This is a genomic window from Streptomyces sp. NPDC037288 (genome assembly GCF_055603265.1).
Genome location: NZ_JBVJVY010000036.1, coordinates 68962 through 87603 on the forward strand (window position 1 = coordinate 68962; position 18642 = coordinate 87603).

An 18642-nucleotide genomic window follows, 5' to 3' on the forward strand; every position below is an offset into this window, starting at 1 on the left:
AAATAAGAACACTACCCACAGTGAGGAATCTGATGGCGAGCGATACGGTCCCCGCAGCCGCGGACGGCCCCGACACCCCGCCCAGCACGGCCAGCGGCACCCAGCCCGCCACCCCGAGCGGTGGGCTGGGCGGTCTCCTCGCCCCCGTCCCGCCGGCCCGCCCCGACCAGGCCACCTTCAACCTCAACCCCGACCAGACCGACGCGACCATCATCGGCAACAGGGACGAGCCGATCAGCGTGTCCAGCGCCGACTACCACCCCCAAAACGACCAGGAAACCACCCAGAACGGAAACAGCACAGGCTCGGGCGGAAAGCAGCAGCAAAGCGTTCTGCGAGCCTGGATGCTCGCGGGCGCCGAACGCTGGAAGAAGGGTGCCGACGCCCGAAATAAAGCCCTCGACATCAAAAAGGCCCGCGCACAGGCCCTACAGGTCAAGGAAACCCGGACAGTAAACCGCTCCGAAAAGCACGTCGGTGGCTCCACCAACACCGGAAATAGCAACAACAGCAATTCCGGGAAGTCCCTCAACAGCAAGACCAGTAACAACGGTAAAGGCGCCGGCAGCAAGAACAGCCACAACACCGGCTCCACGGGCCGCGGCAGGGAGAACGGCAGCGCGGGCGCCGGCGGCAGCCGCGGCCCCAACAGTGGGGGAGCAGGCCGTAACTCCGGCAGTGGCAGCCAGGGATCCTCCGGAGCCAGGGACAACACCCGCCGCGGCACCGACAAGAGCAGCACCAGTTCCGGCGGAAGCAAGTCGGCTGGAGGCGGCAAGGACACCGGCAAGCAGCCCAAGACCAACGGCGCAGGCAAGTCCCCGGCCGCACAGGGCAGCAGCAAGGGTGCCAGCGGCACGACCGGCGCGAAGGGCCCCGCCGGCCAAAACGGCACCGCCGGGAAGGACGGCAAGCCCGGCAAGGACACGCCCGCCCGCCCCGACAACACGAAGCAGCCGCCCAAGACCAGCAAGGACGCGAAGGACACCAGCGGCCACGCCAAGCCACACAAGGTCGACCTGGAGAAGAAGCCGCCCGGCAAGACCAGCCCAGACAACGGCAAGAGCGTCCCAACAGCCAGGAAGACGTCCGACACCCCCGCCGGCGGCAAGGGCAAAACCGTGGCCAGCGACAAGAAAGCACCACTGGCCACCGGTACCGGCAAGCCCCTGAACGTTCAGGAATCCCGCGAGGCCGGCTACCGCGACGGCGTCCGCGCCGCCACTGTCACCGCGCACGTCGGCGCCTGGCGCGACGGTGTCCGCGACGGCTGGAACGACCGCAAGGAAGACGCCGCCCGCGAGAAGGGCCGCCTCGACCAGGCCCACGCCGACCGCAAGAACAAGCCCTCCACTGCTGATCCGCGACCGCAGAAGGTGCCCTCCATGCCAACCGAGCCGCCCACCAACCACCTCGGACCACAGCCCATCCAGGTCACCGCCGTCACCGAAAACGGAGTCACCCTCGGTACCGGAGCCGACCGCACCAGCCTCGGCCACGGCGAAGTCCGCTCCCTCAAGCAGTTCGAACGCAAGCTCGGCGCCAAAGCCGACACCATGGCCCGCATCGCCGAAGGCACCCGCTCCCTCAAGGACCACGCCGAGCAGCAGCTCAAGCACGTCACCTGGCTCACCGAGCAGGCCCGCATCGTCGAAGGCGGCGACCAACTCCTTACCGCCCTCCTCGAACTCGAAGAAGCCGCCAAAGCCCAGTCCATGCACGCCGACGACATCGTCACCCGCGCCCTGCGCGGCCACGAGGGCTGCACCGTCCTCCTCGCCAACGTCGACACCCGCTACGGCGGCATCTACAAGGCCGTCATCGACTCCGGCCTCATCGCCCCCGCCGACATGCACTACTACGAGGACACCGTCCATGCCTGACATCACCTACCGGGCCCTCGCCAAGGCCGTATCCGACCTCGCCAAGACCAGCGCCCGCAACGCCGAAACGATCCACGCCAACGCCGCATGGATCAGCGACGAAGCCCGCGACACCGCCCGCATCGCCGACCAGATCGGCGCCCGCCACGTCGACAACAACACCGTCGCAGAGACCCACGAAGTCTCAAAGATGATGCAGGGCCTGTCCGACGCCGTCCTCGCCTACGCGTCCGCCGGCGACAACACCTCCAGGGCAGCCGCAGCAGCACACGCCGCCAACCGAGACAGCCACGACGGAATCAACGAAGCCGTCTCCCGCTCCACCGTCGGCCGCGACATCCACAACATCGACCGCGGCTGGTTCGAACGCGAGTAACCCCACCACCACCCCGTAGAAGGAGACCCTCCGATGACCGCCAACACCACCACCGTCCGCGGATCGCACACCACCGAACGCCGCATCGCCGCCGCCACCAGCCTCGCTCCCATCGCCGCCGGCGTCATCGCCCCCCTCCTCAACACCGACGCCGCCACCGCCATCGACCTCGCAGCCCTCGTCTCCGGAGCCCTCGCCACCGCCAACGTCCTCGAGATCCTCCCCACGCAGGTCTACGACGTGCTGCCAGCAGGTGACGTCCTCAACGCGCACCGCCTGCCGAACTTCATCGCCCACCTCACCACCGGCATAGCACTCGGCATGGGCACCCTCGCCGGCCCCAACGGCACCGACGCCCTCCTCGCAGGCGTCACCCAGATCGCCACCGCACCTGTCCCCGGGATCGTCTCCCTCGGCTGGTGGGCCGCGACCCTCCTCGTCCCCTACCAACTCCGCCGCGTACTCGGCCGTCGCCGCGCCAGCCCCAAAACAGCACACGGCATCCCCGCCCCACCCAACATGCCGCCCACCCTCGCCACCGAACCCGAGAAGATCCTCCACCGGTGGGCCCAATACATCTCCAACCCCACCACCGGCAGTCACCCCCAGCAAATCCTCACCATCACCCGCTTCATCCCCGGACGGCAGTGGACCGGCGTCATTGACGCCCCCACCGGCAAGACCGTCACCGTTACCGCCGACAACGTCTCCAGCGTCGAACGCGTCGACGCCTCCTGGATCACCATCAGCGACGGCGCCCACGCCGGACAGCGCACCATCACCGTCAACCTTGTAGCCCCACCCAAACTCGACACGTCCACCCTCGAAGGCGCCTGGCGCAAGTGGGTCGCCCGCACCAGCGGCGTCATGGCCGGCACCGAACTCAAGGACGTACAGACCGACCCCAACACCGGCGGCGAAGTCGCCTACGTCATCGCCGGCGAAACCCTCAACAAACTCCCCACCCCCGACCGCGCCGAACTCGCCGGAGCATTGCGCACCAACACCCTGCTCTGCTCCTACAACCCCGTCCCCGGCGACCCCCGCAAGGGCGAGATCCGCCTCATGAAGCACAACCCCCTCCAAGACGGCGTCCCCTTCCCCGGCCCCCATGTCCTCAAAATCAGCGACGGCGGGTACGTCCAGATCGGACGCCACGTATCCGGCTTCCCCGCCCGCATCCAGTTCACCGACCCCATCCTCGGCGCCAAGCACCTCTTCATCGCCGGCGTCACCGGCTCCGGCAAGGGCGGCCTCATCCAAATCGTCGCCCTCGCCGACCACGTCAACGGCCACGCCATCATCTACAGCGACCCCAAAGGCTCCTCCAACCCCGACGTCGTCACCATGGCCTGCTACTCCGGCCTCGGCGAAGACGGCTGCATGGGCCCCCTCCGCGTCGCCTACGCCCTCCTCCAGTGGCGCATCGAAGAATCCGCCCGCCTCGGCATGAAGAACTTCCAGCCCACCGAACAGCGGCCGTGGGTCCGCGTCATCCTCGACGAAGCCCACGTCCCCCTCTCCGAACTCGTCCACCACAAGAAAGAAGCCGCCATCATCCTGGAAGCCCTCGCCGCCAAGGCGCGCTCCCAGGGCATCATCCTCACCGTCGTCAACCAGGCCGTGAACGCCGACAAGCTCGGCGGCTCCACCGCCCTGCGCATGAACGTCATCCAGGGCGGCTCGCTGGTCATGCTCCGCTCCGACTCCGGCCAGCAGCACCTCGTCACCACCGGCTTCGAAGGCGTCGACCCCGGCGACATCCCCGCCGCCTGGGACGTCGAACGCCCCCTCATCTACGACGACAAGGTCACGCTCAAGGACCCCAAATCCACCTTCGGCCTCGGCTACACTCTCGGCCCGGGCGGCGCCGCAGAGATGATGCGCACCTTCATCCTCGAGTCCGCAGCCCCCTACATCGACCCCAACACCATCGCCTACCCCGCCGACTGGCCCGACTGGAACAACCGCGAAGCGATCGCCGCCACCTCCATCCTCGGAGACGGTGAAGCAGACGAGGACGGCAGCGGATCCGGGCTGCTCTTCGGCGGCATTGAACTCACCAAGAAACCCGACACCGCCGACGGCAAGGTGATCAAGGCCCTCCGGGACGCCGCAGACCCGGCCGGCCTCGAGGCCACCTACCTTCACAAGGACGACATCAGCCAGCTCACCGGCCTCAAGGGATCAACCCTCAACAACGCCCTCACCGACCTCACCAAGGAAGGCCGCATCCACCGCGGCCCCGACCGCGGCACCTACGGCCTCGGCCCCACACCCGCAGGGGAGTAGCCCAGGGGGATAGCGGCTCTGACAACCCCACGCGCATACGCCACCATCGGAACGTCCGCCCAGGGAACCGGCCCGTCCCACCCGACCCCGGGCACCACGGCCCCACCACCAACTCCCCCCGGTGGTGGGGCCGACCCCTACCCCCGGAGGAGCCCCGTGTACGAATACGCCGCCCGCCTCGTCAGAACCGTGGACGCCGACACGTGGATTCTGGACGTGGACCTCGGCATGCACGTCTGGCAGCACGGCGTCCGCATCCGCGCCGCCGGCATCAACGCCCCCGAACTCTCCACCCAAGCCGGACAGGACGCCCACGCCTGGGCCGACCAATGGTTCGCACAGCACTGCCCCGACGGCACCCTCACCGTGAAGACCCAGAAGGACCGGAACGACAACTACGGCCGCTTGCTGGGCATCATCACCGCACCCGACGGCGCCGTATTGAACACCGACCTCCTGGACGCCGGACACGCCCAACCCTGGCCCCGCAAGAAGGCGACCGCCACCACGCTCACCACCGAAGCAGAAGCACTCCGCCAACACATCGCCGCAGCAATCCACCACGCCGTCTTCCCCCACAGCAACTGGGACCACCAACCCCACGCAATCCGCGCCCTCTACCTCACCTGCGCCGACGCTGCCACCAAAGTCGCACAGTCCACACCAGACGAGACGCTGATCTGAGCCGGGGACCGGTCCGGTTCCACTTCGCGCGCGTGAGGCGCACAGCCCGGCAAGTTACCGGCTGGTTCGGATGCGACCTGCGGAAACGCGGCACCCAGCGCGCTGAACACTCCCGATCAGACGGGCAGACTGTTAGAGAGGATCAACCGAGGGAGGTGGTTACATGCCTGGGAAGCGACACAAGGGATTCGTTTCCAAGGCGCAGAGAAGTGGCGCTACTTCTTTGCGAACCCGCGACTGAGGGCGCGCTACGCCCACCAGAAGGCCCACGCCACGAAGGGCGGGCCCGTGACCCGTTACCGTCGTCTACCGATGCGTAAGGGCGTCCGCCGCCGCTGACAGCCCTACGAGCCCCCGCCCACCCAAGCCTCGTCGTGCCACTCCAGCCCCGGCAGGATCCTGATCCCGTCGAACTCCCCAGCCGGCTTGAAGAAGCCGCAGCCGAGTAGCCGGCACCGCCATCCCAGCCGCATCGGATCCTTGGCCAGCACGTGCTCATGCTCAAGCGGCTCCTGCCCGACCAGTGGGCCGAAGGCGTAGCGCATGCTGTCCAGGCTGTGGTTCAAGCCCGCCCCACCAGCGCACGGTCCCCAGGATCGTCGGTGACCTCTACATCGGCCATGTGACCGCAGCCGAGCCATGCCACATGCCCCAGGACGTCCCTTGAGCCGTGCGCCCCCATACAGGACGCAGGGCAGGGCTGCACGACCACCTCACGCGGCTCCTGCCCGCACACCAGGCAGCTCGCAACGCCGAGGCCGCGCTCCTGCAACGCCTCCGTGTCCCGGCAATACCAGGCCCACTGGGACAGCGGGATGACGCTCTGAGTGTCGGTCATACTGCCATTCTCCTCGCTCAGGCTGCCTTGGGCTGCCCCTGCTTCGGATCGGCCTGGTCGCCCGGCTCCTGGCCGTCCGCAGCGTCCTCGGGCGCGCCGTCCTCCGGGTCCGTGGCCGTCGGGTCCTCCGCAGACTGGCCGCCGCCGGTACCAAACGGGTCGCCGGCCGGGATCGGATTCGCCGCAGCAGCATCGTCCCGAATCCGGGCGACCTCTTCCGCGACGTCCTCGTCGTCCCACTCCGGATGCAGCGTCTTCACCTTCATCCACGTACTGATCGCCTTGGCCGTCTCCAGGTACGACAGCGTGCGCGCCGTGGACTCCGGGTCGGGCTGCACGGCCTGCGGCCACGACGCGGTCAGCTCCACCGTCGGGTCCACGCCCTTCGCCCCGCAGTGCGTGACATCCACGTACAGCATGGTGGTGAGGACCTCGAGGAGCGCCGGCCGCTGGTACAGGATCTTCAGCCCGCGCGTGGTCAGCGACTGGCGTTCCCGTGCCGCGACCTCCGTGGCCGTGACCGCGACGGTGCCCTCATCCCCGAGGGACTGCGCGGAGTAGCCGGCCGCAGACAGGATCTGATGCCTGAGTGCCGCCACCGTCCGCTCATGCTCATCGACCCGGATGTTGAACTGGTTCATGGCAAGCGAGCTGGCGCCCGCCCCGTCGTCCAGCATGTTCAACTGCACGAACACTTCACGGTCCAGATCGAACAGGCCGCCACCACCCGGTCCTTCGACCTCGAGCATCGACTGGGGCAGCATGATCCGCGCCTTACCCAACCGCAGGTCACGCATCCACGACGTCCAGGCCTCGTCGAGTGACCCCATCAGGGACTCGATGCCAGCGAAGTCGGACCGCCCGAACGCCTTCGCCTCCGGAATGTGATCCCACTGCCGGTTCGGGCCCACGTTCGGCATGTACGACACGAGCAGCCGGTCGATCCCGGTCTCCACGACGCCGTCACCGTTGACCTGCCCGATCAGCTCCTGGGTCTCCGGGTGGTCGTCCAGCGCCATCATCATGCCGAGGGTGTCCGCGTCCCCCCGGTATAGGCCGTACCCGATCGATCCGGGCTCGTGCCGCTCAAGGAGTCGCCACACCTCGGTGTTGCCGTTCAGCGGCTCCAGCTCCCGCCACACCGTCGCCGCGGCGAGCATCCCCCACTTCCACTCCGGGACCACTGCATCCGGGCCGAGGATGTCCATCCACGGCCGCGGCCTCAGCGACAGATCCCACACCACCCGTACGTACACCCCGGACAAGGCGGCCGCTATCTCCGCTCCCTCCCGCATCGACGCGTGCCCACGGTCGTCCAGGTACCGCTTGATCTGATCCGTCGTCGCCACCAGTGCCGGCGCGCCATCCGCGGAATCCGTATCCACCGTCACCGTCGGGATGTCCGACCACAGCAGATTCGCGCTGAGCTCGGCGATGTCCGCGGCGATCGGCACGTGCAGCTTGGCGTGCGGCTGCCCCGGCGTGATCGGCTCACCCCAGAACATGCGGGCCAACCCGCCCACGATCCCACCCCGGTACTGGGATGGCCGGTTCAGGTCGAAGAACGAGCGGGCCTTCGCATTGCTCATGAACGCGTTCGGGCCGCCGTACACGGACGCCAGATGTTGGGTGTCGCCCCCGTACCAGGCACGCCACGTGTCCATGTCGGCGTACGGCTCGTGAAACTGCAGCGGGGGCCAGGCGGTCTTCCCGGACGGCGGCAGCGGCATGACAGTCTCCTTGTTTCTGATACGAGGCGGGGAAGCCGGTGGCGGTGGGCTACGCGCCGCGCCCGAGCCGTGAGAAAGTGCTCTGACGAGGAGGCGCCGGGCGGTCGTCAGCCGGGCCGTTGAGCTTCTGACGCACCCACGCGGCGTCCGACTCGGCAACGTGCGCCCCAGCGGAGCGTGCGACGTGGACGGTCATCGGCTGGCCGTCGCCGTCGCGTTCCGGGCCGACCCAGGCGCTCCAGGGCTGGGAGCCACCGTCGGGCGGGGTGTGTCCGTCAGGGCAGTGCGGACAGGTCATGTCCTGCTCGGGCGTCTCGGGGTCGTCCCAGACGATGCGGGTGTGACCGCCGTGCCCGTGGACGTGTAGGGCGTTTTCGAGCGAGTGCCAGAAGACAGTGGAAGGCATGGGCCCCGTCCAACGGATGGACACGGTCCCGTCTGGCCAGACGATGCCATCGGCGACGCGGCCAGTCCCGGAGACACCGGTCACGTCGTGCTCGCGCTGAAGGTGGAAGCGGCGGGACTCGGTCATGATTGATCTCCTGTCAGTTCGGTTCAGGCGGCGAGATGGACATGGCGCTGCCAGAGCGCGCGGGTCGTAAAGATCCCGTAGCGCAGCGCGTCACAGTTATGGACCAGCACGCTGCCTGCGAAGTACTCCGGGCAGTCAGCGACGGTCAGATTCCACACGGGCACGGCGCCGCTCAATGGCGTCACGCCGAGAACATGACTTCCCGCAAAAGCGGGTCCTGCTGTACTTGTTGACGACGAACGGAGACGCGCACCGTTCACAGTTGCGCTGCTCGTCATCGACGCCGCTGGCGCGGCGCCAAGCGGCCTTGCAGGCGTTCCCGCAGAAGCGTTCATGCCCTTGCCGAGATCGCGTGTGGAACGTGTCGCCACACTGTTCGCAAGTTCGAGGCTGGGGTTCCACGCCCTCCCAGGACCTGCGCCCGTTCTCGGAGTGCCAAGCGCGCCCTTCGGGAGACCCGTGCCAGGCGGAAGCCAGAGGCCTGATGCGTTCCAGGTTCGCCCGGGCCGCTGGTGAGCAGACACCGCGCTGCTCGTCGGCGTGATGCTTGGCGTGCTCTGCTGCGGTGAGGCAGACCAGATTGCTGGGGTCGTTGTTGAGGGGGTTGTGGTCCTGATGGTGGACGTGGTGCCCCTCGGGTATCTGGCGGCCATGGTGGGCCATCCAGATCTCTTCGTGGAGCCTGCGTACGCCTCGGGCTCGGTCAGTTCCTCCGGGCGTGTAATAGACGCTGTCGGCCCAATTCTTTGAATCCGGGTATCGGCGGAATGTGACGCCTCGGAAAACGATGAGTTCGACTCGTTTCGGCACGTCAAAATTATATCCGCATAACGCAGTTCATCGAGGCGGGTCCATCCCTTTCCTTCAACCCAAACGGGATGGTTTCCGGTTCCGGTAATGGAATACCCGTCTTCAATATCGACGCGGAAAACCTCGGCGGCTGGAGACGTCATTCCAGCCGCTACGACCGGCCGGTACCCGCGCCGCGTGAGCACCAGGTCACCCGGGCCAACGTCCTCGATGGGAACCTGCCCAGTGCTCGTAGTCACCGGCGTCCCTGCGACAAGGCATCCGTGGTCGGCGACCTTCAGGGGTTGTTCGATCCCGCGCAGGGCAGCCTGGTCGTCCCACGAATAGCCGCCAATCTCCTGGATCAGTGCCGCGCATGAGGCGTGGACGAGGAGCTTGTTCGAGGCGAGGACGCTCGAGACGGTACGGATCCCGTCCATCACGTCGTTCTTCGCCGGCGTCGGCGTGAGCTTGTCCCGCTTCAACTGCGCCGTGAAGCTGGCTGCGGATGGGTCGACGGTGACGAACTGCGGGCGCACCGCCCCAATGCCCGGGACCTCCTGAAGCCAGCCTCGCAGCCGTTCGGAGTACTCCGTGTCCGTGAGCTGCTTCCGGGTCTGCCGCGCCTCGTACCGCCACTCCGCGGCCGCGTACAGGCGCCGGTCCCGTCCCAGGCCGAGCAGCACGGCATGGAAAGGATTCGACGTGCCGTAGTCGACCCCCAGGCTGATCCACTTGTAGATGCCCTCGGCCGGCAGTGCGGTGACGATGTGACGGTCCCGGTCCCACGAGTCGTAGATCGCACCCTCCGCCGCCACCCACTCTCCCAAAATGAAGCGACGGAAGAACAAGCCCTCATGGGAGGCCTTCATATCGGCGACGTACTCGGGATCCAGGAACGGGTTGTCGTCGATCGTGAAGCTGAACCGTGCGACAGGCTTCCGGCCGGCCTGCGACAGCCAGTCCCGCATGAACCAGTGCGCCGGATTGTCCGGGTTGGTCGTGCAGTAGATCTGGCTCCCGCGCACGCTCATGCGGCCATACAGCTGCTCGAAGAAGACCTGCGGGACGAGCGTGACCTCATCGACGTACGCCCCGCACACCGTCATACCGCGGATCTTCGGCTCCGACTTGGCGTCGTTCGCACCGATCACATGAACGGTGCGGCCCAGGATCGTCGCGGTCGGCGCGCCCGGCGTGTAGTGCACGTGCCGGGCGATCTCCCCGAACAGAGCAGCATCCTGCATCGGCAGGAACAGGTTGCGGTGGATCGTTTGCGCCGTCTTCCCGACCATCACCAGCTCACCCGTGGTCGGCGCACCCGCAATGAAGATCAGCCACTTCAGCAGAGAAGCGATCGTCTTCCCCGACCGGATCGCGCCTTCCCAGCAGCAGATCTTCGCCGTCGACTCCGCGACAGACCGGATCTGCTTCCGGGACAGAGGCATCGACTCCAGCGTGGTCGTCACCGGGCTACGACCCGCCGTCCAGGCCCCGCTCGGCTTCGGCCGCCTGCTCGTCCTCCTGGCGCGTGAACGCCACCAGAGCCTCACCCAGCGACCCCAGCATCGACTTGGCCGAGTCCAGGTTCGACGACTCCTCCGCCGGAACCAGCTTCAACGACCGGTCGATCGCCATACCGGCCGTCGACATCAACGCCCGCTTCTCCGACGCCGGCGCCTCATCGAATTCGTGCTCTTCGTAGGTGTTGTCCTTGCCGCCGAAGGAGTAGACGGTCGTCGGCTGCCACATCTGCGCGCGCAGCTTCTCCGCATCGCCCAGAAGGTCCTCGGCGAGCAGGGAACGCCGCTCCGCCAGGTCCGCCAGCCGGGCCTCGGTCGCGGCCTGAATCTTCGACCGGTCGAAGGTGAGACCCAGGTGTTCGGCGGTACGGGACACCATGACCGGCGGGACACCCATCTCACGGGCGATCCGGTTGCGGCCGTAGTTCCGTGCGTGCAGGTCCCGGAGTTCGTCGAAGCGGTCCGGGTCGATGGTTCCTCCGGGCATCAGACGGTCCTCCGGGCGGGAGCGGGTATGCGGGCGCCGGCGCGGGCGCGTTGCTGCAACAGCGCCGGGAGCGGCGTACCGGTCGTGTTGGCCGTCCAGCGCGGATGCCACGGAATGAGTCCGCAGCGGCAATGAACGTGCCGAGGTGGACCCGGTATCGACGTCAGGAACACGGCGCGCTTCGGGTCCAAGGACAGTCCGCCGGGGAAGTGCCCGCCCGGGCGGATTGACCGGCCGGCGTATGCGGCGCACGCCGGGCAGGCGCCGGGCTCGGCCACCCACAGCATCCGCACCCCAGGGCCGAGGTAACGAGCAACGGTGAGGGCAGCGTTCGCGGCCGCCGAGGTGATGGCCGTGGCCACACCGGCGGTGATCCGGATGACCGCGCGGCGGGCCCTCGAGAACACGGACTTCACGGCGAGCAGCCCTCCAGCGGTCAGGCCCGCAGTGGTGAGCAGCGCCAGGGCGTGGGAGTGCTCCTCCTGCACCGCAGCCGTGATTCCGTCGGCGGCGCGGTCGGCGACCGGCCCGGTCTCGACGGGGATGTTGGTGGGCGGGGCAACGCCGCGCAGGAGTGCCGTGATCCTGGACGCGTGCTGGATACCAAGGCTCGCGGCGGTGTAGGCGGCGCGCTGGGCCTCGCGCATGGCGTAGGCGCCTTGCCCGTAGAACGCCGCTTCCAAGGCCTTGCGGATGTGCTCGATGAGCACCTGCAGGTCTGCGGGCGAGGGGATGGCCTGAGTGGGTGTGGTCGCCATCAGCCAGCGGCCGGTGGCATCCGTCTCGGCGTCGGCGAGCGCGCGGGCGAGGGGGCGAGCAGCAACGGCTGCGTGGCGGTGCTCGAGGGCCCGGAGTTGGGCGGGCTGACGCTGTGCAAGGGCGGCTATCTGGTTGCTGCTCTCGACCACACCAACCCCCTCTCTTCCTTAGATTCAAAGGCTAGCTTGCTTTCTTGCCTTTGATTGTGCAGCATTGAACCGTGGTTTGGGTTAACATCCATGCCAGTACGTGTGCGGTCAAGGCACCGCAACACCCACGTGCAGGCAGCCCAAGGAGGCTCTGATGTCGACCCCCGCCCAGCCCGAAAGCACGCCCACGGACCCGAGCAACCAGCCGGCCGTCCCGCAGCAGCCCGAAGGCACCGCACCGACTCCGCCAGAGCCGGCCGCACCCGCAACGCCCCCCGCACAGCCCGCGTCTCCCGCCGAACCGGCCACCGAACCGACCAGCGAACCCAAGGGGAAGGCCCCAAAGTTCGAGGGCGAGTTCGACCCAGCGAAGTTCGAGCGCCTCGTCGAGAACCTCCGCGGTGACGTCGCAGCCGAGAAGGCCAAGCGCGAAGCCGCAGAACAGAAGGCGCAGCAGGACCAGGCCGACTTCATGAAGAAGGTCGCGGCCGCGTTCGGCATCGACACCGGCGAGGAGAAGCCGCCCACCCCCGAGGAGCTGGCCAAGCAACTGGACGAGGCCCGCGGTGAGACCAAGGCGTCCCGCGACCAGGCCCGCCAGACCCAGGTCGAGCTCGCCGTCTACAAGTCGGCCGGGAAACACGGCGGCGACCCCGACGCCCTCCTGGACTCCCGCGGTTTCGCCAACGCCATCGCCAAGCTCGACCCCACCTCCGGCTCGTTCAACGCGGACGTAGAGAAGGCCGTCAAGCAGGCGGTGGAGGCGAACCCGAAACTCGCGGCGAAGCCCGAGCCGGCCAAACCGGCGGTTCCCGCCGGGGGAGCGCCGATGACCGGGGCGCCGGGCGGCAAGAAGCAGCTGGGTGCGGAGGACGTGAAGCGGATGACCCCCGAACAGATCACCAAGGCCGTCGAAGAGGGACGACTCACCTCGTACCTGGGAGGCGGCCGGTAGGCCACTAGGAGCCTCCGTGTCCATCCAGAACTTCAAGCCCGAGATCTGGTCTGCCCAGCTCCTCGTGGCCCTCCGCAACAGCCTCGTCTACGCCCAGCCGGACATCGTCAACCGGAACTACGAGGGCGAGATCAGCTCTCACGGCCAGTCGGTGCACATCACCACCATCGGTGACCCGACCGTGTTCGACTACGACTCCGGCGACACGATCAACTACGAGGACGTCGAGACCGCGGGCACCGACCTGGTCATCGACCAGGCCAAGGCCTTCGCGTTCAAGATCGACGACGTCGACAAGGCGCAGGCCCTGCTCAACCCCATGGCGCAGATGGCGCAGAACGCCGCCTACGGACTGCGCGACAAGGCCGACGCCTACGTCGCCAGCCTGTACACCGGCGCCGCCTCCGCCAACGTGGTCGGCTCCACCGGCTCCCCGATCGCGCTCGGCTCCACCCCGACCGACGCCTACGACAAGGTCCTCGTGCCCCTGCGCACCAAGCTGAACCGGGCCAACGTCCCCACCGAGGGCCGCTACGTCGTCGTCAGCCCCGAGTTCTCCGGTGACCTGCTCAAGGACTCCCGGTTCATCAAGGTCAACGAGTCCGGCACCGACCAGGGCCTGCGCAACGGCATGGTCGGCCGCGCCGCCGGCTTCGACATCCTGGAGAGCAACAACACCCCGAACCCCACCGGTTCGGTCCAGGTCATCCAGGCCGGCTACCCGGGCGCCATCACCTACGCCGAGCAAATTTTGGAGACCGAGGCGCTGCGCCTGCAGTCCACCATCGCCGACGCGATCCGTGGCCTGCACGTCTACGGCGGCAAGCTGCTGCGCCCGACCGGTATCGCCGTCGCGTTCGTCACCCCCTGAGCCCTCCCAGGGCACTGAACACCCTCGTGCGCTGACCCCCTAGGAGGCTTCTCATGGCGCGCACCGCCGTCAGCTACACCAACTTCGTCCCCAACGGCCACCTGTCCGACGTGGCCGGCACGACCATCGACTCCACCCTCGTCACCAACGGTGTCGTCATCAACGGCGTCGACCCCGAGCACACCCTCATCAGGGTCACCAACACCGCGACCGGCGCGAAGAACGTCATCGTCCGTACCGGCTCCGGGATCCAGGCGTGGATGGCCGGCCAGGGCGACCTCACCGTCTCCGTCGGCGCGAACACCGGCAAGGAGTTCCTCGGCCCGTTCACGTCCGCCAGGTTCCAGCAGGACGGCAGCAGCCTGTACGTCGACTTCGAGAGCGGCTTCCTGGGCACGATCACCGTCTTCAAGATGCCGAAGGCGTGGAACTGACCCATGGCCTCCCGTGAGTACGAGGGTCCGGGTGGGCTGCGGCTCACCCTGGATGACCCGCTGCATCCTGAGATGGCCAAGCAGGTCGCCCGCGGGCACCTGCGGCCCGTCGACGGCAAGCCGGTCGATGTGGAGGCCGGCGACAAGTCCCTCGTCGTCGTCCACGGCGCCGAAGCGGACACCGTGAACCGGGTCGGCGACCACCGCCGCGCCCCGGGCGAGCGGCCGGGCGATGACGCGCACGCCGGCGAGTGGGCCACCTACGCCGTCGCGCTCGGTCTGAATGCCGACCAGGCGTCCACCCTGTCCGTCACCCAGCTCCAAGAGTGGGTGGACGCACACGAGGAGGCGCTCGGTGAAGGCCAGGAGGCTCCGGTCCCCAACGAGGACGCGGAGAACCCGGTCGCGCCGCTGCCGGACCGGCCCGCGAAGAACGCGTCCGTCGCCGACTGGCGTGCGTACGCCATCGCGCTCGGCATGGACCCGGACCAGGCCAAGGACGCCACCAAGGCCGACTGCCAGGACTACGCCCAGGTCGTCGAAGACGCCCGCGAGATGGGGGAGTAGGCCCGATGGCATACGCGACGATCAGCGACCTCGAGGCGTGGCTCGCCCCCGAGCCCGCGCCCGCGAATGCGTCCCGGCTCCTCGAGCAGGCGTCGGACGCGATCGACGCGGCGCTGATCGGCGCGATGTACGAGCCCACCGACCCCAACGTCCAAGACGTGCTGCGCCGGGCGTGTGTCCGGCAGGCCCACTGGATGCTCGAGCGTGGGGACGAGACCGGCGCCCAGGACGACGTGCAGTCCATGACGACCGGGCAAAGGTCCATCACCCGACGCAACGGCACAGGTTCCGGTGGCTCCGCAGCCCCCAGGATCGCTCCCGCGGCAGCCACCGTCCTGCGGAACTCCGGGCTGCTCACGATGTGGCCGCTGGTGATCGGATGATCGGGAACATCGGCCGTCAGACGGTCACCCTGCTCGAGGCGCCACTCGTGCCGGGTGACTACAACACCACGGTCCGGGACTGGGACCACCCGACCCCCACTGTGATCACCGGGTGCACGGTCGACTACATGTTCGCCACGCGTACCAAGCAGGCCGGCGACCAGACCATCACCCGCGCGCAACTGTTCCTGCCCCGCAGTGCGCCGAAGGTGCTGCCCCAGCACCGGATCCAGTGGGACGGCCGGACCTGGGACATCGACGGTGTCCCCGCCACCGTCGAGCAGGCAGGGCCGCTGGACGGTCAGTCCGTCACCTTGCTGGAGGTGAAGGGCGCGTGAGCACCGAAGTGACCGTTCAGGTGGAGGTGAATGAGGACGCCATCCACCAGCTGCCCCACACGCAGATCGTGCAGGACGACCTCGCGCGGCGCATGGACCGCGTGGTGGAGGTCGCCCAGTCCATCGCCCCCGTCGATACCGGCCGCTACAAGGCGTCCATCCACCGCGTGCCCGAGCCCGGCCCGGACGGCGAGGTCTACGTCGAGGCGAACGTCCCCTACGCGATCTACGTGGAGCACGGCACCCGCCAGACCGACCGCAACGGGCGGGCCATCCACCCGCCCCACTACACGCTTTCGACCGCGCTTGATGCAGCCGCGGGCGACCACTGAGAAGGAGACCGCCATGGCTGACGGCGCCGAACTGGTCAAGATGCGCCTGATCTTCTGGCACAAGGACAAGCAGCCCGGAGACACCGTCGAGGTACGCCGCGACGAGCTGCACCAGTGGCGGGGCTTCGCCGTCCCCGCCAAGGACAGCGAGCCTGAGCCCACCAAGACCGACGACACCGCCGCGGCGAAGACGCCGGCCAAGACGAGCACCACCAAGCAGGCGTAAGCCGTGGCCACGCCGGTCCGCCTCCCCGACGGCAAACAGATCGCCATCGACCTGCTGCAAACCGCGCTCGGCACCACCGCGCTCGTGGTGGGCGAACTCCCCGAGGGTGAGGAGTTCAACGCCACCCTCGCCGAGCACGGCGGCATCGTCCGGGTCCTGCGTATCGGCGGAACCGCTGATCTGCGGGGCTGGTCCGATCCATCTGCCAGGGACCAGCCCCGCTTCTCCGTCGACTGCTACGCCCCCGCAAAGCCTGCCCTCGGTGCGGCCACCCGGCTCGCCCTCAGGGTGCGCGGGGAGTGGGAGCTGCTGCCCGGCCAGTCCACCGCCGACGGCATCGTCACCGGAACCTCCGAGGAGACCGGCCCGCAAGACCGCCCAGAGGAGCCCAACACGGGTGTCCGACGGGTCGGGATGACCCTGGGGATGAGCGTGCGCCCACCCCGAACCGTGAGCTAGGAGGCCCGTCGTGGGCAACGCAGACAACATCAAGATCGGCGTAAAGGGCAAGTGCTACGTCGCCCCCGTCGGTACGACCTTCCCCACCAGCCCGACCGTCGCCTGGGGCACCGGCTGGGTTGACCTGGGCTACATGCACCCGGACGGTCTTGAGGAGGCCCTGGGTGAGGACCGTACCGAGGTGATGGCCTGGGGTGAGGAAGCCCCGGTGAAGACCCGTGTGAAGTCCCGCGACGGCTCCTTCAAGATCACGTTCCTGGAGACCACCGCGGACCTCCTCCAGCTGTACTACGCGGTCGAAGCGACCGACATGACCAGCACCGCCGCCGTCACCGGCCCGCCCGCCGTCCCCCAGTTCCTCAGCTTCGGCACCGGCCAGGCCTCCCCGGGCATCGAGCGGGCCCTCGGCATCGACATCATCGAAGGCGACGAGATCGAACGCATCATGATCGCCCGCGTGGACGTGTCCGACCGCGGCAACCGCAAGCGCAGCGCGGACGACGCCTCCTCCTTCGAGCTGACGTTCAAGCCGCTCGCCGCCCCCGGCGGCGGCCAGGCCGTCCAGCGGTTCCTCACCAACGTCACCCTGCCGTCCTGACCCCCTGACTGGTGGCCTGCTCGCGCTCACATCCCTTGGGCGGGGGCAGCACGAGCAGGCCACCTCTGAAGACCCCCGCCCCGCCCCTGCCCACGAAGGAACCTCCCGTGTCCAAGCCCAACCGCAAGGTCATCCGCCTCCAGCAGATGCGCGCCCAGGTCGCCCAGGCCGCCGGCGTCAAGTACGTCGACGTCGTCTTCGACCTCCCCCTCACCGGTGACCAGCCCGAGGGCGCCGTGCCCGACGAGCGGGTCTGCTCCTTCCTCACCCAGGACTACTGGCCCGTCGACGTGGTCCGCAGTGTCGAAGCCGACGGCGACAGCACCAACCTGGACGTCCTGCGGAAGGTCGCCTCACCGCCCGAGGCGTTCGACGACCTCATCCGGGTGGCCCAGCTCACCGTCGGGGAGCTGAAGGCGCTGGTCGAGGAGCTGAGCCAGGAGGCGGGCACGGAGCCGGGGGAAGGCTCTGGCTCCTCCAACTCCTCGAGGAGCACGCCGGAAGCATCCGCGCCGACCTACAGCGCTACTACCCCGGCCGTCGCCTAGAGGAGTTCTGGGCCATGTCCTGGGGAGAGGGATCGATGACCTGGTCCGAACTGAGGGACTTGGTCATCGCCCTCCCAGAGGACTCCGCCACCAAAGCCGCCGCAGCCGGCGACCAGGCAGGCCACCGCTGGAACCAGACCACCTACATGCAGGCCACCGAGGTGAACCTGCTGCAGCTGATGGCGCAGATCCTCTGGAAAGCCCACCTCAAGGGCGAACCCCCAGCCATGAGCCCGGTGGAACCACCCAAGTTGGCCACGGACGAGGCACGCGACGCGCTCAGCGAAGCGCGGTCCGCCCGGAACCGGGCCGTCCTCGACAGTCTCGCCCCCCGGCAGGCCCCGGAGGGCGCCGCGCAGAAGCAGGCGGAGATCGACCTCTGGCTCAGCCGGATCCGCGACCTCGAAGCACACAAGCAGAAGCAGCAGTAGAGGAGGGAGGGCAGCATGGCAGATGCCACCTTGGTCGGCTCCACCCGGGTATCGCTGATCCCGGACATGTCGCAGTTCGGCGACAGGCTCCGTGTCGAGCTGCCCTCCGCCATCCGGCAGCCCGCCAAGGACGCGGGCAGCCTGGCCGGGGACACGATCCGCCTCCAGATCACGAAAAGGCTGCTCAAGCCGATCGGGGTGAAGGTCAAAGCCACCTTGGATGACAAGGCGGCCACCACCAGCCTGAAGACGCTGACCAGGACCCGCACCGTCAAGATCACCGCCACCCTGGACAACAAGGCAGCCACGGCCAGCCTGACGAAGTTGACCAAAGACCGGACTGTCAAGGTCACCGCTCAGGTCGACGACAAGGCAGCGACCAGCAGCCTGAAGAAGCTGACCAAGGACCGCACCGTCAAGGTCACGGCCCAGGCGGACGTCAAATCCGCCACATCGGC

The 18642-nt window shown here is 68.1% G+C and carries 24 protein-coding genes and 1 pseudogene; 17 read left to right on the forward strand and 8 right to left on the reverse strand.

Annotated features, from left to right (window positions below; translation table 11 throughout):
* Positions 1-32: 32 nt before the first annotated feature.
* The 4 genes from ACZ7GZ_RS31965 (at position 33) to ACZ7GZ_RS31980 (ending at position 5235) form a co-directional block, all read left to right on the forward strand.
* Complete coding sequence (locus ACZ7GZ_RS31965; RefSeq protein ID WP_471029506.1) at positions 33-1883, forward strand: hypothetical protein; 1851 nt, start codon at positions 33-35, stop codon at positions 1881-1883.
* On the forward strand, positions 1876-2259 hold the full coding sequence (locus ACZ7GZ_RS31970) for a hypothetical protein (protein WP_471029508.1): 384 nt from the start codon (positions 1876-1878) through the stop codon (positions 2257-2259). Before ACZ7GZ_RS31965 ends, ACZ7GZ_RS31970 begins: the two co-directional genes overlap by 8 nt.
* 33 nt (positions 2260-2292) lie before the next feature.
* Positions 2293-4551 (forward strand): type IV secretory system conjugative DNA transfer family protein, encoded by a 2259-nt coding sequence (locus ACZ7GZ_RS31975; RefSeq protein WP_471029509.1) that lies wholly within the window; start codon positions 2293-2295, stop codon positions 4549-4551.
* Positions 4552-4707: 156 nt separating this feature from the next.
* Complete coding sequence (locus ACZ7GZ_RS31980) at positions 4708-5235, forward strand: thermonuclease family protein (protein WP_471029510.1); 528 nt, start codon at positions 4708-4710, stop codon at positions 5233-5235.
* Between the two features lie 344 nt (positions 5236-5579).
* On the opposite strand, the gene ACZ7GZ_RS31985 is transcribed toward ACZ7GZ_RS31980, so the two are convergent.
* The 8 genes and pseudogenes from ACZ7GZ_RS31985 to ACZ7GZ_RS32020 all read right to left on the reverse strand — a co-directional run bounded on the left by ACZ7GZ_RS31985 (position 5580) and on the right by ACZ7GZ_RS32020 (position 12042).
* Positions 5580-5780, reverse strand: a complete 201-nt coding sequence (locus ACZ7GZ_RS31985; protein ID WP_471029511.1) for a hypothetical protein — start codon at positions 5778-5780, stop codon at positions 5580-5582.
* Positions 5781-5797: 17 nt separating this feature from the next.
* A complete protein-coding gene (locus ACZ7GZ_RS31990) occupies positions 5798-6073 on the reverse strand; it encodes a hypothetical protein (protein WP_471029513.1) in 276 nt (91 codons plus the stop codon).
* Between the two features lie 17 nt (positions 6074-6090).
* Positions 6091-7803 (reverse strand): hypothetical protein, encoded by a 1713-nt coding sequence (locus tag ACZ7GZ_RS31995; RefSeq protein WP_471029514.1) that lies wholly within the window; start codon positions 7801-7803, stop codon positions 6091-6093.
* Between the two features lie 49 nt (positions 7804-7852).
* Positions 7853-8335, reverse strand: coding sequence for a hypothetical protein (locus ACZ7GZ_RS32000; RefSeq protein WP_471029516.1), 483 nt, complete (start codon positions 8333-8335; stop codon positions 7853-7855).
* A gap of 135 nt (positions 8336-8470) precedes the next feature.
* Positions 8471-8998: an HNH endonuclease signature motif containing protein gene (locus ACZ7GZ_RS32005; protein ID WP_471029545.1), complete on the reverse strand. Its 528-nt coding sequence runs from the start codon at positions 8996-8998 to the stop codon at positions 8471-8473.
* A gap of 467 nt (positions 8999-9465) precedes the next feature.
* A pseudogene (locus ACZ7GZ_RS32010) lies at positions 9466-10572 on the reverse strand (PBSX family phage terminase large subunit); the annotation flags it as partial.
* A 25-nt stretch (positions 10573-10597) separates the two neighbouring features.
* Complete coding sequence (locus tag ACZ7GZ_RS32015; protein WP_471029517.1) at positions 10598-11134, reverse strand: hypothetical protein; 537 nt, start codon at positions 11132-11134, stop codon at positions 10598-10600.
* Positions 11134-12042: a hypothetical protein gene (locus tag ACZ7GZ_RS32020; RefSeq protein WP_471029519.1), complete on the reverse strand. Its 909-nt coding sequence runs from the start codon at positions 12040-12042 to the stop codon at positions 11134-11136. Before ACZ7GZ_RS32020 ends, ACZ7GZ_RS32015 begins: the two co-directional genes overlap by 1 nt.
* 154 nt (positions 12043-12196) lie before the next feature.
* Between ACZ7GZ_RS32020 and ACZ7GZ_RS32025 the strand changes: the two genes are divergently transcribed.
* The 13 genes from ACZ7GZ_RS32025 to ACZ7GZ_RS32085 all read left to right on the forward strand — a co-directional run.
* A complete protein-coding gene (locus tag ACZ7GZ_RS32025) occupies positions 12197-12997 on the forward strand; it encodes a hypothetical protein (protein WP_471029522.1) in 801 nt (266 codons plus the stop codon).
* A gap of 16 nt (positions 12998-13013) precedes the next feature.
* Complete coding sequence (locus ACZ7GZ_RS32030; protein WP_471029523.1) at positions 13014-13868, forward strand: phage major capsid protein; 855 nt, start codon at positions 13014-13016, stop codon at positions 13866-13868.
* A 53-nt stretch (positions 13869-13921) separates the two neighbouring features.
* Positions 13922-14302, forward strand: coding sequence for a hypothetical protein (locus ACZ7GZ_RS32035; RefSeq protein WP_471029524.1), 381 nt, complete (start codon positions 13922-13924; stop codon positions 14300-14302).
* Positions 14303-14305: 3 nt separating this feature from the next.
* Entirely contained in the window at positions 14306-14869 is a 564-nt protein-coding gene (locus ACZ7GZ_RS32040; protein ID WP_471029525.1) for a hypothetical protein, read from the forward strand.
* Positions 14870-14874: 5 nt separating this feature from the next.
* A complete protein-coding gene (locus tag ACZ7GZ_RS32045; protein WP_471029526.1) occupies positions 14875-15252 on the forward strand; it encodes a head-tail connector protein in 378 nt (125 codons plus the stop codon).
* Positions 15249-15590, forward strand: coding sequence for a hypothetical protein (locus tag ACZ7GZ_RS32050; RefSeq protein WP_471029529.1), 342 nt, complete (start codon positions 15249-15251; stop codon positions 15588-15590). The genes ACZ7GZ_RS32045 and ACZ7GZ_RS32050 overlap by 4 nt, the downstream gene beginning before the upstream one ends.
* Positions 15587-15922, forward strand: a complete 336-nt coding sequence (locus ACZ7GZ_RS32055) for an HK97 gp10 family phage protein (RefSeq protein ID WP_471029530.1) — start codon at positions 15587-15589, stop codon at positions 15920-15922. Before ACZ7GZ_RS32050 ends, ACZ7GZ_RS32055 begins: the two co-directional genes overlap by 4 nt.
* Before the next feature lie 13 nt (positions 15923-15935).
* Positions 15936-16148 carry a hypothetical protein gene (locus ACZ7GZ_RS32060; protein WP_471029531.1) on the forward strand — a complete coding sequence of 71 codons (213 nt, stop codon included), beginning with the start codon at positions 15936-15938 and terminating at the stop codon, positions 16146-16148.
* Between the two features lie 3 nt (positions 16149-16151).
* Positions 16152-16607: a hypothetical protein gene (locus ACZ7GZ_RS32065; RefSeq protein ID WP_471029532.1), complete on the forward strand. Its 456-nt coding sequence runs from the start codon at positions 16152-16154 to the stop codon at positions 16605-16607.
* A 10-nt stretch (positions 16608-16617) separates the two neighbouring features.
* A complete protein-coding gene (locus ACZ7GZ_RS32070; protein WP_471029534.1) occupies positions 16618-17205 on the forward strand; it encodes a phage tail tube protein in 588 nt (195 codons plus the stop codon).
* 107 nt (positions 17206-17312) lie between these two features.
* Entirely contained in the window at positions 17313-17753 is a 441-nt protein-coding gene (locus ACZ7GZ_RS32075) for a hypothetical protein (protein ID WP_471029536.1), read from the forward strand.
* A 14-nt stretch (positions 17754-17767) separates the two neighbouring features.
* On the forward strand, positions 17768-18184 hold the full coding sequence (locus ACZ7GZ_RS32080; RefSeq protein WP_471029537.1) for a hypothetical protein: 417 nt from the start codon (positions 17768-17770) through the stop codon (positions 18182-18184).
* A gap of 15 nt (positions 18185-18199) precedes the next feature.
* Positions 18200-18642, forward strand: a 443-nt coding sequence (locus ACZ7GZ_RS32085; protein WP_471029539.1) for a hypothetical protein, incomplete at its 3' end; no start/stop codon positions are given.

Bases quoted from the DNA above. Each gene is read 5' to 3' on its own strand.
- ACZ7GZ_RS32045 (WP_471029526.1), top strand. From the start codon at position 14,875: ATGGCATACGCGACGATCAGCGACCTCGAGGCGTGGCTCGCCCCCGAG.
- ACZ7GZ_RS31975 (WP_471029509.1), top strand. From the start codon at position 2,293: ATGACCGCCAACACCACCACCGTCCGCGGATCGCACACCACCGAACGC.
- ACZ7GZ_RS32040 (WP_471029525.1), top strand. From the start codon at position 14,306: ATGGCCTCCCGTGAGTACGAGGGTCCGGGTGGGCTGCGGCTCACCCTG.
- ACZ7GZ_RS32015 (WP_471029517.1), bottom strand. From the start codon at position 11,134: ATGCCCGGAGGAACCATCGACCCGGACCGCTTCGACGAACTCCGGGAC.
- ACZ7GZ_RS31985 (WP_471029511.1), bottom strand. From the start codon at position 5,780: ATGCGCTACGCCTTCGGCCCACTGGTCGGGCAGGAGCCGCTTGAGCAT.
- ACZ7GZ_RS32050 (WP_471029529.1), top strand. From the start codon at position 15,249: ATGATCGGGAACATCGGCCGTCAGACGGTCACCCTGCTCGAGGCGCCA.
- ACZ7GZ_RS32080 (WP_471029537.1), top strand. From the start codon at position 17,768: ATGTCCTGGGGAGAGGGATCGATGACCTGGTCCGAACTGAGGGACTTG.
- ACZ7GZ_RS32060 (WP_471029531.1), top strand. From the start codon at position 15,936: ATGGCTGACGGCGCCGAACTGGTCAAGATGCGCCTGATCTTCTGGCAC.
- ACZ7GZ_RS31965 (WP_471029506.1), top strand. From the start codon at position 33: ATGGCGAGCGATACGGTCCCCGCAGCCGCGGACGGCCCCGACACCCCG.
- ACZ7GZ_RS31995 (WP_471029514.1), bottom strand. From the start codon at position 7,803: ATGCCGCTGCCGCCGTCCGGGAAGACCGCCTGGCCCCCGCTGCAGTTT.
- ACZ7GZ_RS32000 (WP_471029516.1), bottom strand. From the start codon at position 8,335: ATGACCGAGTCCCGCCGCTTCCACCTTCAGCGCGAGCACGACGTGACC.
- ACZ7GZ_RS31990 (WP_471029513.1), bottom strand. From the start codon at position 6,073: ATGACCGACACTCAGAGCGTCATCCCGCTGTCCCAGTGGGCCTGGTAT.
- ACZ7GZ_RS31970 (WP_471029508.1), top strand. From the start codon at position 1,876: ATGCCTGACATCACCTACCGGGCCCTCGCCAAGGCCGTATCCGACCTC.
- ACZ7GZ_RS32005 (WP_471029545.1), bottom strand. From the start codon at position 8,998: ATGGCCCACCATGGCCGCCAGATACCCGAGGGGCACCACGTCCACCAT.
- ACZ7GZ_RS32035 (WP_471029524.1), top strand. From the start codon at position 13,922: ATGGCGCGCACCGCCGTCAGCTACACCAACTTCGTCCCCAACGGCCAC.
- ACZ7GZ_RS32025 (WP_471029522.1), top strand. From the start codon at position 12,197: ATGTCGACCCCCGCCCAGCCCGAAAGCACGCCCACGGACCCGAGCAAC.